We start from the raw sequence: 13,053 nt of genomic DNA on the forward strand, positions 1-13,053 counted from the left end.
GGCCGCACCGTGCGAGCTTATCAGCGCCAGCCCGCGGCCCCTCGCATGCAGGCCGGGCCGACCGCGCATGGCAGGATGCCCCGCCGCCTCTCGTCCTGCGACGACAAAACACAAAAGACATCTTGCTTCGACCGTTCTTCCGCTACTTCGAATCCCGGGTCGCCGCCTTCCCCGAAACGGAGCCGCCGCGGCCGCCCCGAGGCTTCTTCCCGTTCGTCTGGGTCTGCACGGAGGGCGTGCGGCCGGTCATGGCGCTGCTGGCCGTGGCGGCGGCACTGCTCGCCGGTTTCGAGGCGCTGCTGTTTGCCGTGCTCGGGCGCATCGTGGACTGGCTGGCCGGCGTGGCGCCGGCGCAGCTCTGGCAGACGCACGGCGCGGCGCTGGCGACGCTGGCGGTGCTGCTGGCGCTGAGCGTGCCGGTGACCGGCCTGCAGACCATGCTGCGCCACCAGACGCTGGCGTCCAACTTCGCCATGCGGCTGCGCTGGAACTTCCACCGGCTGATGCTGGGCCAGAGCATGGCCTTCTACCAGGACGAGTTCGCCGGCCGCGTCACGGCCAAGGTGATGCAGACCGCGCTGGCGGTGCGCGACCTCATCATGAGCAGCAGCGACGCGCTGGTGACCATGGTGGTCTACTTCGTCACCATCGCGGCGCTGGCCGCCGGCTTCGACGCGCGGCTGGCCCTGCCCTTCCTCGCCTGGGTCGTGCTCTACGGCCTGATGCTGCGCCACTTCGTGCCGCGCCTGGGCCGGGCGGCGCGGCTGCAGGCCGACGCCCGCTCGCTGATGACCGGGCGCATCACCGACGCCTACACCAACATCGCCACGGTCAAGCTGTTCTCGCACACGAACCGCGAGGCCGGGTACGCCCGCTCGGCGATGAAGGAGTTCCTGCGCAGCGTGCACGGCCAGGTGCGGCTGATCAGCAGTTTCGAGATCGCCAACCACACGCTCAACATGGCCCTGGTGGCCGCCGCCGCCGGCACCGGCCTCGCACTGTGGACGCGGGGCCAGGTGGGTCCCGGCGCGGTAGCCGCGGCCGCCGCGATGGCGCTGCGCCTGAACGGCATGTCGCACTGGATCATGTGGGAGATGACCTCGCTGTTCGAGAACGTGGGCACCATCCAGGACGGCAAGTCCACGCTGTCCAAGCCGCGCGCGGTGGTCGATGCGCCGGATGCGCAGCCGCTGCGGGTAGCGCGGGGCGAGGTGCGCTTCGACGGTGTGCGCTTCGCCTACGGCAACGGCCGCACCGTGGTCGACGGCCTGACGCTCACGGTGAAGCCGGGCGAGCGCATCGGCCTGGTCGGCCGCTCGGGCGCGGGCAAGTCCACGCTGGTGAACCTGCTGCTGCGCTTCTACGACCTGCAGGGCGGCTGCGTGACGATCGACGGCCAGGACATCGCCCGGGTCACGCAGGACAGCCTGCGCGCGCAGATCGGCATGGTGACGCAGGACACCTCGCTGCTGCACCGCTCTGTGTCCGACAACATCCTCTACGGCCGCCCCGATGCCGGCGAGGACGCGGTGCGCGCCGCCGCCCGCCGGGCCCAGGCCGACGGCTTCATCGCCCACCTGGCCGATCCGCAGGGCCGCACCGGCTACGAGGCGCACGTGGACGAGCGCGGCGTGAAGCTCTCAGGTGGGCAGCGCCAGCGCATCGCCATCGCCCGGGTGATGCTCAAGGACGCGCCGATCCTGCTGCTCGACGAGGCCACGAGCGCGCTCGACAGCGAAGTCGAGGCGGCCATCCAGGCCAGTCTCGGCGAACTGATGCGCGGCAAGACCGTGATCGCCATCGCCCACCGGCTGTCGACCATCGCCGCGATGGACCGGCTGGTGGTGATGGACGCCGGCCGCATCGCCGAGGAAGGCACGCACCAGGAGCTGCTGGCGCGCGGCGGCCTCTATGCGCGGCTGTGGGCCCACCAGAGCGGCGGATTCCTCGGGAAGGAAGGCTGACGGATATCATATACTCCCCGCACTATTCTTCTTCAGCGCGCCATATTCGTCCGCTACAAGACTGAACTGCCAGGGGTATACAGTGCTTCATGATCGCCGGCCCGGCCTGCGCGGCGGCCTCCGCCCAGCCGCGCGCCAGCGCCTAAAATCAGCGGGTTTGTGCGCCCGCCTCCCCTTTGCCTGAAAGCATTCCCATGAATCTCCCCGTGAACACGCTCGCCGACGTGAACGACCCGCTCGTGCAGGCCCGCTTCAACATGGTCGAGCAGCAGATCCGTCCGTGGAACGTCTACGACCCGGACGTCCTGGCGCTGCTCGAAGCCATCCCGCGCGAGCAGTTCGTGCCGCCGGCCCATGCCAGCCTGGCCTTTGCCGACGTCGAGATTCCGCTGGGCCACGGCCAGATCATGCTGGCGCCCAAGGTGGCGGCCCGCATCGTCAACGACCTGCCGCTCAAGGCCACCGACTCGGTGCTGCTGATCGGCGCCGGCTCCGGCTACCTGGCCGCGCTGCTGGCCGGCCGCACGCAGCGCGTGATCGGCCTGGAGATCGTTCCCGAGCTGGCCCGCTTCGCGCAGGACAACCTGGTGCGCGCCGGCATCCACAACGCCGAAGTGCGCCAGGGCGACGGCGCCCACGGCGTGCTGGCCGAAAGCCCGTTCGACGTGATCGTGCTGGCCGGCTCGGTGCCCGAGGTGCCGCAGTCCCTGCTCCGGCAGCTCAACGACGGCGGCCGCCTGTTCGCCGTCGTCGGCAGCGAGCCGGTGCAGCGCGCCACCTACGTGCGCCGCAACGGCACCAGCTTCGAGACCTCGCAGCCCTGGGACACGCTGGCGCCGCGGCTGGTGCATTTCCCCGAGCCGTCGCAGTTCCGGTTCTGACACCGAGGAAAGCCGCCGCATGACCGTCGCCCAGATCCGCCCCGCCGAAATCGACGCCTGGCTCGCCGAACACCGCACGGCCGACGGCCGCGTGCCGCTGCTGATCGACGTGCGCGAGCCCTGGGAACTGCAGACGGCCAGCGTGCAGCCGGCCGCCGAGGCCTTCGAACTGGCGGCCATCCCGATGAACGACATTCCGGCCCGCCTCGGTGAACTCGACGCCGACCGTCCGGTCGCCGTGCTCTGCCACCACGGCGCGCGCAGCCAGCGCGTGGCACTGTTCCTCGACGCGAACGGCTTCGCCGAGGTCGCCAACGTGGCCGGCGGCATCGACGCCTGGTCGGCCGAGCGCGATCCGGGCGTTCCCCGGTATTGACCAGGCACGGCGTTGCCCCGGCCCTGGCCTGAATGCGACAAATGTCGTACCATTGCGCGACAGACGTCATCCAGGAGCCTCGATGTCCACCAGCCAGAAACACGAAGTGCGCGAGCCGCGTCCCCGCTGGCCGCGCGCAGCCGCGCCGCAGGCTGGCGCGCCGGGTGAGGTGCTGCTGGGCGACGGCGCCGGCCCGCTGGCCGAACTGAGCCCGCTGGAGCGGCACGACCTGGTCACCGCGGGCCTGCCGGTGGTGGAGGCCCGGCGCTTCGTCGTCTCCTACCGCCTGCTGGACCGCGACGACGTGCTGCGCGCCGTCGGCATCAGCGAGCGCACCCTGCAGCGCGGCACGGCCGGCGAGCGCCTGCTCGACGCCAATGCCAGCGACCGTGCCCTGCGGCTGGCCAGCGTGACCGAGCAGGCCGTCGGCGTGCTGGGCAGCCGCGATGCGGCCGAGCGCTGGCTCGCCTCACCCGCCACCGGGCTCGACCGGCGCCGCCCGATCGACCTGCTGCAAAGCTCCGAAGGCGCCGAACTGGTGCGCACCCTGCTCACCCGGATGGAATACGGGGTCTACGCGTGAGCATGACGCCGCTGCCGGCGGCGCTCGGCGGCGGCAGCGGCCTGGCCGCCTGGCGGCTGGAGCAAGCCCGCCATGCGCCCGCCTGGAACACGGCCGAGGGCGCCTACCGGGTCGGCGGCCGCTGGTCGTCGCCCGGGCGGCGGGTGCTCTACGCCTCGCTCGACCCGGCCACCACCATCGTCGAAGTGGCCGTGCACAAGGGCTTCGACACGCTCGACACCGTCGCCCATGCGCTGCTGCGGCTGGAGGTCGACCCATGGGGCGTGCACGTGGTTCAGCCGGACGCGATTCCCAATCCGCACTGGCTGCATCCGGGCACGGTGAGCCGCGGCCAGCAGCGCTTCGGCGACGCACTGCTCGATGCCCATCCGATCGCCGTGGTGCCGAGCGTGGTCAGCGCGCGGTCGTGGAACCTGCTGATCCGCGTGGATGCGGCTGCCGGCCGGTTCAGCCTGGCGCTCCAGGAGCCGTTCGCGTTGGACACACGGCTGGCTGCGTCCGGGCCGACGCATTGACCCCGGCCACGCCGCCCCCGGTCTCGCGCGCCAGCGTGAGGAAAGCGGCCTGCGCGCTCGACACGTAGCCATCCTGCCGCCGCACGAACAGCGTATCGACCCTCCCCTGCCCGCCGGGCACCGTGTGCGCGGACACCCGGCCTTCGGTCGCGGCCGGCGCCACCACGCCGCGCGGCAGCAGCGTGATGCCGATACCCGCGGCCACGCAGCCGATGATGGCGTCGAGCGAGCCCAGCTCCAGCGGCCGGGCGGTGACGATGCCCCAGCCGGCCAGCAGCGCCTCCAGCCGCTGGCGGTAGGAGCAGCCGGCCTGGAACACCACCGTGCGCAAATCCTCCACGCCGGCCAGTGCCTGCAACCCTGGCGCTGCGGGCGCGATGCCGGGCGCGGTGACCAGCACCAGTTCCTCGCGGAAGACGACCTCCTGCACCAGCGCCGGATGGCGCACCGGCGCGGCGACGAAGGCACCTTCCAACGTGCCGGCCGCCACCTGCTCGACCAGCGCGCGCGTCGTACCGGTCACCATGGCCAGGCGCACGGCCGGGTACTGCGCGGCGAACCGGCTGAGCAGCGGCGACAGGCGCAGCGCGGCGGTCGTCTCCAGGCTGCCGACGCGCAGGGTGCCGGTGGGTTCGCCCTCGTCCAGCACCGCCGCGCGCGCATCGGCCGCCAGCGCGGCCATGCGCTCGACAAAGGGCAGCAGGCGCCGGCCGGCCGGCGTGGTGGTCACGCCGCGGGCATGGCGGTCGAACAGGCGCACGCGCAGCTGCTCCTCCAGCAGGCGGATGCGCGTGGTCACGTTGGACTGCACGGTGTGCAGGTCCTCCGCCGCGCGCTTCATGCTGCCGCGGCGGGCCACAGCGGCAAAAACCTTCAGATCCGACATTTCCATGGCATCGCTCCCGTTCACGCGACGGCCATGCGTGCCGCCCATCCGTCCGACCCCGCCCTGCCCTGGCCCGTCGTGGGCGCGGCCTTCTGCGCCAGCCTCGTGGGCATCGGGCTGGCCCGCTTCGCCTATACACCGCTGCTGCCGGCGCTGGTGGGCGCGCACTGGTTCGATGCTGCGGACGCCGCCTACCTGGGTGCGGCCAACCTCGCCGGCTACCTGGCCGGCGCGCTGCTCGGGCGGCCGATGGCGGCCCGGGTCGCCACGGCGCGGCTGCTGCGCGGGCTGATGCTGCTGGCTGCGGCGGCCTTCGCGGCCTGCGCGGCGCCGGTCTCGTTCGGCTGGTTCTTCGTCTGGCGCTTCGCCGCCGGCCTGGCCGGCGGCGGACTGATGGTGCTGGCGGCACCCACGGTGCTGGCCGGCGTGCCGCTGGCGCGGCGCGGGCTGGCGGGCGGACTCATCTTCATGGGCGTGGGCACCGGCGTGGCGATCGCGGGTACGCTGGTGCCGCTGCTGCTGCAGCGGGGCGTGCGGGCGGCCTGGCTGGGGCTGGCGCTGCTGTCGCTCGCGCTGACGGCCGCGGCCTGGGCCGGCTGGCCGCGCCAGGGTGCGCCGGCCCCGGCCGCACCGCCGCTGCCGCCGCCCCGCGGCAACGCGCCGGTGTGGCTGCTGTACGGCGAATACGCGCTCAACGTCGCCGGCTGGGTGCCGCACATGGTGTTCTTCGTGGACTTCATCGCGCGCGGCCTGGGCCGGGGCGTGGCCGTCGGCGCACACTACTGGATCGTCTTCGGCCTGGGCGCGACCGCGGGGCCGGTGCTGGCCGGGGCGGTGGCGGACCGCATAGGCTTCGGCCGCACGCTGCGGCTGGGCTATGCGATCGAAGGCTGCGCCGTGCTGCTGCCGGTGCTGTCGATCCATCCGCTGGCGCTCGGCATCTCGGCGCTGGTGGTGGGCGCCTTCGTCACCGGCACGGTGCCGCTGGTGCTGGGCCGGGTGCACGAGTTGCTGCCGGGCGATGCCGCGGGGCAGCGCGCCGCCTGGAGCCGGGCCACGGCCGCCTTCGCGCTGCTGCAGGCCGCCGCGGCCTATGCGCTGTCGTTCGTGTTCGCGCGCAGCGGCGGCAGCTATGCGCTGCTGTTCGGGCTGGGCACGGCGGCGGTGGCGGCGGCGCTGGTCACTTCGCTGGTGTCGGCGAACCTCGCGCGGCGCGGCTGAACCTCAATCGACATCGGGCGCCGGCGCGCCGCCACCCTTCCTGCGGCCCTGGCCCCTGGCCGCTTCGCGCGCGGCCTTGCGGGCGGTGCGTTCGGCGTCCCGGGCCTGGCCTTCGGCCCACCAGGCGGCGAATTCCTCCGGCGTCTCCAGCGTGACGCGGCCCAGCGCGGCGGTGCGGAATTCCTGGATCACGATTTCGGCCGCCTTCTGCGCATCGACACGCCCGCCAGACCGCAGCGCGCCGCGCCGCCGGCCGATGGCGTCGAGCAGGTCCTCGTCGCGCAGCCCGGCGATGGCGGTCTCGTCCAGGCCCAGCCGGCCCAGGTCGAAGCGGGCCCGCAGCAGCGCGGCGTAGTGCGCCTTCAGGTAGGCCAGCAGTTCCAGCGCCACCACGTCGTCGTCATAGGCATTGCGGCCAATGGCGCCGCTGGCGGCCAGGTTGAAGCCGGTGCGCTCCACGGTGATGCGCGGCCACAGCATGCCCGGCGTGTCCCACAGGTAGAAGTCGTCGGCCAGCGCAATGCGCTGCTCCAGCCGGGTGACGCCGGCCTTGTCGCCGGTCTTGGTCTTGCGGGCGCCGACCAGGGTGTTGATCAGCGTGGACTTGCCCACGTTGGGCACGCCGCAGATCAGCACGCGCAGGGGCTTGTCCATGCCGCCGCGCGTGGGCGCGAGTGCCTGGCTGGCGGTGGCCAGGCGCTGGGCCGGCGCCGTCTCGCTCGCATCGAGCGCGATGGCGCGGGTCTCGGGCAGCGCGTTGTAGTGGGCGAGCCAGCGCGCGGTCAGCGCCGGATCGGCCAGGTCCTGCTTGTTGAGCACCTTGAGCGTGGGCTTGTGACCGGTCATCTCGGCCAGCAGCGGGTTGGCGCTGGAACCGGGCAGGCGTGCGTCGAGCATCTCGATGACGACGTCGGTCTCCTTGACGCGCTCGGCCACGGCCTTGCGCGTCTGGTGCATGTGACCGGGGAACCATTGGATGGCCATGCGTTGTCGTTCTTTCGTGCGGGGGATGCGTTGCGGAGGAGGACGAGCGAAAGCGCGCCGGATAATCGGCAACGCACCCGCCCAACTCTCGATTCTTGCAGCATCGCAGCCATGTCCCTGTTTTTCCCCTCCCGTCGCAAGCGCAGCCGTGAACAGGACGAGCGCGACCTGCTGTTCAAGGGCGTCGTGCTGGCGCTGATCGGCGGCGGCATCCTGGCCGCGCCCTACCTCGCGCGGTCGCAGTCGGTGCGCGAGCTGATGGCCGGCGCCACGGTGGTCGGCTGGTTCGCGCTGGTGCTGGGCATCGCCTTCGTGGCGCAGTACCTGGTGCGGCGCGCCCGACGCGCCCGATCTGCAGATACTCCCCAGCCCAACGACCGTTAGCGCTCTTCCCACAAGTGCTCTGGAAGCATACCCCTGAAAGATGACCTCTGCCTCCCTGGCCTCGGAGCCGCCGCTCGTCCTGTCGATCCAGTCCCACGTCGCCTACGGCCACGTCGGCAATGCCGCGGCCGTGCTGCCCCTGCAGCTGCTGGGCATCGAGCCGGTGCCGGTCCACACGGTGCAGTTCTCCAACCACACGGGCTATGGCGAGTTCAAGGGCCAGGTGTTCACGCCCGCCCACATCGCCGAAGTGCTCGACGGCCTGCGGGCCCGCGGCGTGCTGGCGCGCTGCGCGGCCGTGCTCTCGGGCTACCTGGGCGACGCCGGCGTAGGCGAGGCCATCCTCGGCGCGGTGCAGGAAATCCGCGCCGCGCGGCCCGATGCGCTCTACCTCTGCGACCCGGTCATGGGCGACGTGGGCCGCGGCCTGTTCGTGCGGCCGGGCATCCCGGAGTTCCTGCGCCGCCGCGCGCTGGCGCAGGCCAGCATCGCCACGCCCAACCAGTACGAGTTCGAGCTGCTGCACGGCGCGCCGCTCGCCAGTGTGGACGAAGCCGCGGCCGCCGCGCGCACGCTCCTGGGACCGCGCGCCGAAGCGGGCACCGGCCCCTGGCTCATCGTGGTGACCAGCCTGCGCACGCCCGACCTGCCGGCCGACTGCCTGGCCACGCTGGCCGTCACGGCCGACGCCGCCTGGCTGGTGCGCACGCCCTTCATCGCGCTTTCGCCGCTGCCCAATGGCATGGGCGACGTGTTCTCGGCCGTGCTGCTGGGGCGCCTGCTGCGCGGCGCGCTGGTGCCGGAGGCGGTGTCGGGCGCAGTCAGCAGCCTGTACGGGCTGGTCCGGCGCACCGTGGCCGGGCAGCGCGACCTGCCGCTGGTGGCGGCGCAAGGCGAGATCGTGGAGCCTTCCGAGGCGTTCCCGGCCGAGTTTTTTCGCCGTAACGGGCCGGCAGCGCAGTTCCTGGCCCGCTGATCCGGCAGGGGTGGGGGATCATGCCCTGGAACCGGCAGCTCGACGGCTGGCCCGGCTTCCGCCGGATTGCGTGCCTCGGCAGCAGGCATCAGCCCCACTGCAGCAATGCGTTCGATCAGCACCCTGCGCCCTTCAAAGGCCAATCTGGCATTCTTGTGGCTGTTGTTCATCCAGCGGGGTTCCTCTGCGGGTCTGAAGCGTGGCAGCTCCAGTCTTCCAGGCCCTGTCGGGTGAACAGCCTATTGAGGCATCACAGCCAAGCCCACCCGCTTTCCCGTAAAGATTCCGAACAGGAGAGAACACATGCCGCAATGGTCTGAACACGAAGCCGGCGCAGCCGCCCGGGAGGCGCCCCTGCGCAGCCTTGATGTGACCATCGTGGGCGCCGGACCGGCCGGCGTCGGCATGGCCCTCACGCTGGCCAAGCTGCCCGGCATCCGCTACGCGGTGCTGGAGAGCGGCCGCATCGGCGAATCCTTCCGGCGCTGGCCCGAGCAGACGCGCTTCATCACGCCCTCCTTCCACAGCAACCCGTTCGGGCTGGCCGACCTCAATGCGGTCAACGAAGCCAGTTCACCCGCCATTTTCACCGGCGCCGAGCATCCGGGCGGCGAGCAGTACGCCAACTACCTGGCCTTCATCGCCAAGGGGCATGACGTCCCCATCGTCGGTGGCTGCAAGGTTCAGCAGGTCACGCAGGCGCCAGGGGGCGGCTTCGTGCTGGCCACCGAGCAGGGCAAACTGCGCACCCGCTTTCTGATCTGGGCCACTGGCGAATACCAGTTCCCCGACCTGAAGCCATTTTCCGGTGCGCACTGGTGTCCGCACTACGCCCAGGTGGCGACCTGGGCAGACTTCGACGCGCCGCACCACACTGTGATCGGCGGCTACGAGAGCGGCGCGGATGCAGCGATCCAACTCGTGCGGCTCGGACGCACCGTGCGCCTGCTGGCCCGCAAATCCACCTGGGACTCGCAGAGTTCCTACGACCCCAGCCTGTCGCTGTCGCCCCATACCCGCGGCCGGCTCTACGAGGCCCTGGACACCGGACGGCTGGAGATCGTCTTCGGCGCGGACGTGGTGGAAGTCACGATCGACACCGGGGGCGGCTACCGCATCCACGCCGCCGACGGCCGCCACTGGGATGCGGCGCAGCCGCCGATTCTCGGCACCGGCTTTCTCAAGGGGGGCGGCGCACGGCAGATCGCCGATCTCTGGGAATGGAATGCCGAGGGGCGCATCGTGCTGAGCAGCCTCGACGAATCCACGCGCACGCCGGGCCTGTTCCTGGTCGGCCCGCAGGTGCGCCACGAGCAGCGCATCTACTGCTTCATCTACAAATTCCGCCAGCGCTTTGCCCTGGTCGCCGCGCGCATCGCCGAGCGGCTGGAGATCGACGCTTCGGCCCTGCAAACAGGCGATGGCGCCTGGGGACCGTTTGGCAACAGCGATTGCTGCGAAGGGTGCGAATGCTGACTTCAGCCCATTGGACGGCTGCCCGGCCTGGCCGTGGCCTTGTTGCCGCTGTACGTCCAAGTAGCGCGTGAGTTTGGCCGTCACCAGTACAAGTCACGTCATCCCATCGAGAGCATCTTCGCGTCTGAAACAGTACCGGGCCATTGCAACACTGCGGCCTCCTATAGCTCGGTCAGGCCGATGACGCGCTTGTCGACCGCGGCCCTGGCCGCGGCACAGCTGGCGCTGTTGACGGCGCTGGCGCCCGGAAGGCGCCATATAACTCCACGTCAGCTGCATTGCGAGACAATCCGGAGAACACACATATCGATCGACGCCGCGCCTCACGCATGGGAATCAGCCACTACATCAAGGAAATCGGCCGCGGCGCGCGCGGTGCCAAGGCCATCGACCGCGAGCAGGCCGCGGACCTGTTCGGCCAGGTGCTGGACCAGGCCGTCACCGACCTGGAGATCGGCGCCTTCTGCCTGGCCATGCGCATCAAGGGCGAGACGGCTGCAGAAATGGCCGGCTTCATCGACGCCACGCATGCACGCCTGGCGCCGGTCGAGGCCGCCGGCGCCCTGCCGCTCGTCGTGCTGCCCAGCTACAACGGCGCGCGCCGCCTGCCGGTGCTGACGCCGCTGCTGGCGCTGCTGCTGGCCCGCGAAGGGCTGCCGGTGCTGCTGCACGGCATGCGCACCGAAGCCCGCCGCATCCTCGCCAGCGACGTGCTGGAGGCGCTCGGCATCGCGCCGCTGGCCGCGCCCCGCGCCGTGGCCGACGGCGAGGTCGCCCACATCGCCACCGGCCTGCTGCACCCGGGCCTGGCGCGGCTGCTGAAGGTGCGCGAGGTGGTGGGGCTGCGCAACCCGGGCCACAGCGTCACCAAGCTCGTCACGCCGGCCACGGCCCCGTCGCTGGTGGTTACGGCCTATACCCATCCGGAGTATTTCGACACGCTCTGCGCCACCTTCGCGCTGCGCGGCATGAACGCCCTGCTCTCGCGCGGGCTCGAAGGCGAGGTGGTGGCCGATCCGCGGCGCACGCCGCGCTACGACGCCTTCGTCGGCGGCGTGCACCGGCTGCTCGAAGAGCAGCAGCCCGGCACGCTCGGCGAGGTGCCGGGCCTGCCCACCGGGATCGACGTACAGGCCACGGCCGACTACACCCGTCGCGTGCTCGACGGCCGGGCGCCGCTGCCTCCGGCTCTCGCCCGCCAGGTGGCACACATCGTGCATCTGAGCCGGGAGATCACCGCTTCCGGCTCCCTTCGGAACAAGACTGCCCCATGACCACGCCCTCCATGACGACGCCCTCCCATCCCGCCGCGCCGGGCGGCACCTGCACCCTGGTGGGCGCCGGTCCGGGCGACCCGGAGCTGCTCACGCTCAAGGCCGTGCGCGCCATCCGGCAGGCCACGGTGCTGCTGGTGGACGACCTCGTCGGCGACGGGATCGTGGCCCTGGCCGCGCCCGGCGCCCGCATCGTCCACGTCGGCAAGCGCGGCGGCTGCAAGAGCACACCGCAGGCCTTCATCGAGACGCTGATGGTGACGGCGGTGAACGAGGGCGAGCGCGTGGTGCGGCTCAAGGGCGGCGATCCGTTCATCTTCGGCCGCGGCGGCGAAGAGGTGGAGCACCTGCGCGCCGCCGGCATCGCGGTCGACGTGGTCAACGGCATCACCGCCGGGCTCGCCGCCGTCAGCGGCCTGGGCGTGCCGCTGACCCACCGCGCGCATGCACACGGCGTGGTCTTCGTCACCGGCCATGCCCGCCACGGCGAGCCGGGCACCGACTGGGCGGCGGTCGCCGGCATGGCCGTGCGCGCCCGGCTCACGCTGGTGATCTACATGGGCGTGTCGGGCGCGGCGCAGATCCAGGCCGGGCTGCTGGACGGCGGCCTGCCCGACGGCACGCCGGCCGCCGTGGTGCAGAACGCCAGCCTGCCCGCCCAGCGCCACGCCGTGGCCACGCTCGGCACGCTGCACGACACCATCGTGCGCGAGGGGCTGGCCAGCCCCTCGGTCATCGTGGTGGGCGACGTGCTGCAAGGCGTGGCCACCGCGGCCAAGGGTGGAACTGCGCAGCAGTCGCGCGCGGCCTGAACAGCTGGGGGGTGTCATCAATCAAGACTGACCTGCTGAGCAGGTTGCGGCCGTTCATGCGAGCCAGACCATGGCTGCGGCCAGATGAATGGCCCCGAGGAAATTGCAGGCGACGACGACATAGCTGATCTTGCCCCCGTTTCACGGACACCCCTATAAGCGATTAACTATCGCAATAGGAGGTGGACGATGACCAAGAGCAAGGCAAGCAGAAAGGGGCAGGAGTTCAGCCTGGAGTTCAGGCAGCAGGCACTGTTGCGAGCGGCCACAGAAGGGGTAACCACGGTGGCTCGTGATCTGGGGTTGCAGCCTGCCCAGCTGTACAGTTGGCGCGCCCAGGCGCGGCGGCACGACCAGGACGATCAGGCACAACGCTTGGAGTTGGCCGAACATGCACGGCTCAAACGTGAAGTGGCGCGGCTGGAGGAGGAGAACGCTTTCCTAAAAAAAGCGGCGGCGTACTTCGCCAAACAGCCCAAGTGAAGTACGCAACGATGAAAGCGCACGAAGGCACATTCAGGGTGCGTCTGATGTGCCGAGTGCTGTCGGTGTCTCCAAGCGGCTACTATGCTTGGCGCAAGCGTATGCCGTCCCAACGGACCCAGGCTCGGACGGCGCTGGATGTGCAAGTGGAACAGACCTTCACTCTGCGCAAGGGCCGCGAAGGATCGCCGCGACTAGCACGCAGGCTGGGCGTAAGCCGTCGTCAGGTGGCCGAAAG

The 13,053-nt window shown here is 71.2% G+C and carries 14 protein-coding genes and 1 pseudogene; 13 read left to right on the plus strand and 2 right to left on the minus strand.

The window, feature by feature from the left end; all coding sequences use genetic code 11:
* Window positions 1-122: 122 nt before the first annotated feature.
* From GAK38_RS06155 to GAK38_RS06175, 5 genes are all read left to right on the plus strand, one after another.
* Entirely contained in the window at window positions 123-1,964 is a 1,842-nt protein-coding gene (locus GAK38_RS06155; protein WP_325342354.1) for an ABC transporter ATP-binding protein, read from the plus strand.
* 194 nt (window positions 1,965-2,158) lie between these two features.
* Window positions 2,159-2,845, plus strand: coding sequence for a protein-L-isoaspartate O-methyltransferase family protein (locus GAK38_RS06160; protein ID WP_325342356.1), 687 nt, complete (start codon window positions 2,159-2,161; stop codon window positions 2,843-2,845).
* A 19-nt stretch (window positions 2,846-2,864) separates the two neighbouring features.
* The gene (locus GAK38_RS06165; RefSeq protein ID WP_325342358.1) at window positions 2,865-3,221 is read left to right on the plus strand and encodes a rhodanese-like domain-containing protein; all 357 of its coding nucleotides are present in this window, start codon (window positions 2,865-2,867) and stop codon (window positions 3,219-3,221) included.
* An 82-nt stretch (window positions 3,222-3,303) separates the two neighbouring features.
* Window positions 3,304-3,804 (plus strand): type II RES/Xre toxin-antitoxin system antitoxin, encoded by a 501-nt coding sequence (gene parS, locus GAK38_RS06170; protein ID WP_325342360.1) that lies wholly within the window; start codon window positions 3,304-3,306, stop codon window positions 3,802-3,804.
* 2 nt (window positions 3,805-3,806) lie between these two features.
* Window positions 3,807-4,319, plus strand: a complete 513-nt coding sequence (locus GAK38_RS06175; RefSeq protein ID WP_325342385.1) for an RES family NAD+ phosphorylase — start codon at window positions 3,807-3,809, stop codon at window positions 4,317-4,319.
* Here GAK38_RS06175 and GAK38_RS06180 read toward each other — a convergent pair.
* Window positions 4,252-5,211 carry a LysR family transcriptional regulator gene (locus GAK38_RS06180; protein WP_325342362.1) on the minus strand — a complete coding sequence of 320 codons (960 nt, stop codon included), beginning with the start codon at window positions 5,209-5,211 and terminating at the stop codon, window positions 4,252-4,254. The genes GAK38_RS06175 and GAK38_RS06180 overlap by 68 nt on opposite strands.
* Window positions 5,212-5,238: 27 nt before the next feature.
* Between GAK38_RS06180 and GAK38_RS06185 the strand changes: the two genes are divergently transcribed.
* A complete protein-coding gene (locus tag GAK38_RS06185; protein WP_325342364.1) occupies window positions 5,239-6,426 on the plus strand; it encodes a YbfB/YjiJ family MFS transporter in 1,188 nt (395 codons plus the stop codon).
* 3 nt (window positions 6,427-6,429) lie between these two features.
* On the opposite strand, the gene ylqF is transcribed toward GAK38_RS06185, so the two are convergent.
* A complete protein-coding gene (gene ylqF, locus GAK38_RS06190) occupies window positions 6,430-7,410 on the minus strand; it encodes a ribosome biogenesis GTPase YlqF (RefSeq protein WP_325342366.1) in 981 nt (326 codons plus the stop codon).
* Between the two features lie 111 nt (window positions 7,411-7,521).
* Here ylqF and GAK38_RS06195 point away from each other — a divergent pair, with 111 nt between their 5' ends.
* The 7 genes and pseudogenes from GAK38_RS06195 to GAK38_RS06225 form a co-directional block, all read left to right on the plus strand.
* Window positions 7,522-7,794, plus strand: a complete 273-nt coding sequence (locus tag GAK38_RS06195) for a hypothetical protein (RefSeq protein ID WP_325342367.1) — start codon at window positions 7,522-7,524, stop codon at window positions 7,792-7,794.
* A gap of 40 nt (window positions 7,795-7,834) precedes the next feature.
* Window positions 7,835-8,770 carry a pyridoxal kinase PdxY gene (gene pdxY / locus GAK38_RS06200; protein WP_325342369.1) on the plus strand — a complete coding sequence of 312 codons (936 nt, stop codon included), beginning with the start codon at window positions 7,835-7,837 and terminating at the stop codon, window positions 8,768-8,770.
* Window positions 8,771-9,073: 303 nt separating this feature from the next.
* The gene (locus GAK38_RS06205; protein ID WP_325342371.1) at window positions 9,074-10,246 is read left to right on the plus strand and encodes an NAD(P)/FAD-dependent oxidoreductase; all 1,173 of its coding nucleotides are present in this window, start codon (window positions 9,074-9,076) and stop codon (window positions 10,244-10,246) included.
* A 329-nt stretch (window positions 10,247-10,575) separates the two neighbouring features.
* Window positions 10,576-11,520, plus strand: coding sequence for a DNA-binding protein YbiB (gene ybiB / locus GAK38_RS06210; RefSeq protein ID WP_325342373.1), 945 nt, complete (start codon window positions 10,576-10,578; stop codon window positions 11,518-11,520).
* Window positions 11,517-12,332 carry a uroporphyrinogen-III C-methyltransferase gene (cobA, locus tag GAK38_RS06215; protein WP_325342375.1) on the plus strand — a complete coding sequence of 272 codons (816 nt, stop codon included), beginning with the start codon at window positions 11,517-11,519 and terminating at the stop codon, window positions 12,330-12,332. Before ybiB ends, cobA begins: the two co-directional genes overlap by 4 nt.
* 189 nt (window positions 12,333-12,521) lie before the next feature.
* On the plus strand, window positions 12,522-12,815 hold the full coding sequence (locus GAK38_RS06220; protein ID WP_325342377.1) for a transposase: 294 nt from the start codon (window positions 12,522-12,524) through the stop codon (window positions 12,813-12,815).
* Between the two features lie 11 nt (window positions 12,816-12,826).
* A pseudogene (locus GAK38_RS06225) lies at window positions 12,827-13,053 on the plus strand (IS3 family transposase); the annotation flags it as partial.

Origin of the sequence: Xylophilus sp., from assembly GCA_009914555.1 — a bacterium.
Taxonomy (GTDB): Bacteria; Pseudomonadota; Gammaproteobacteria; order Burkholderiales; family Burkholderiaceae_C; genus WNDY01.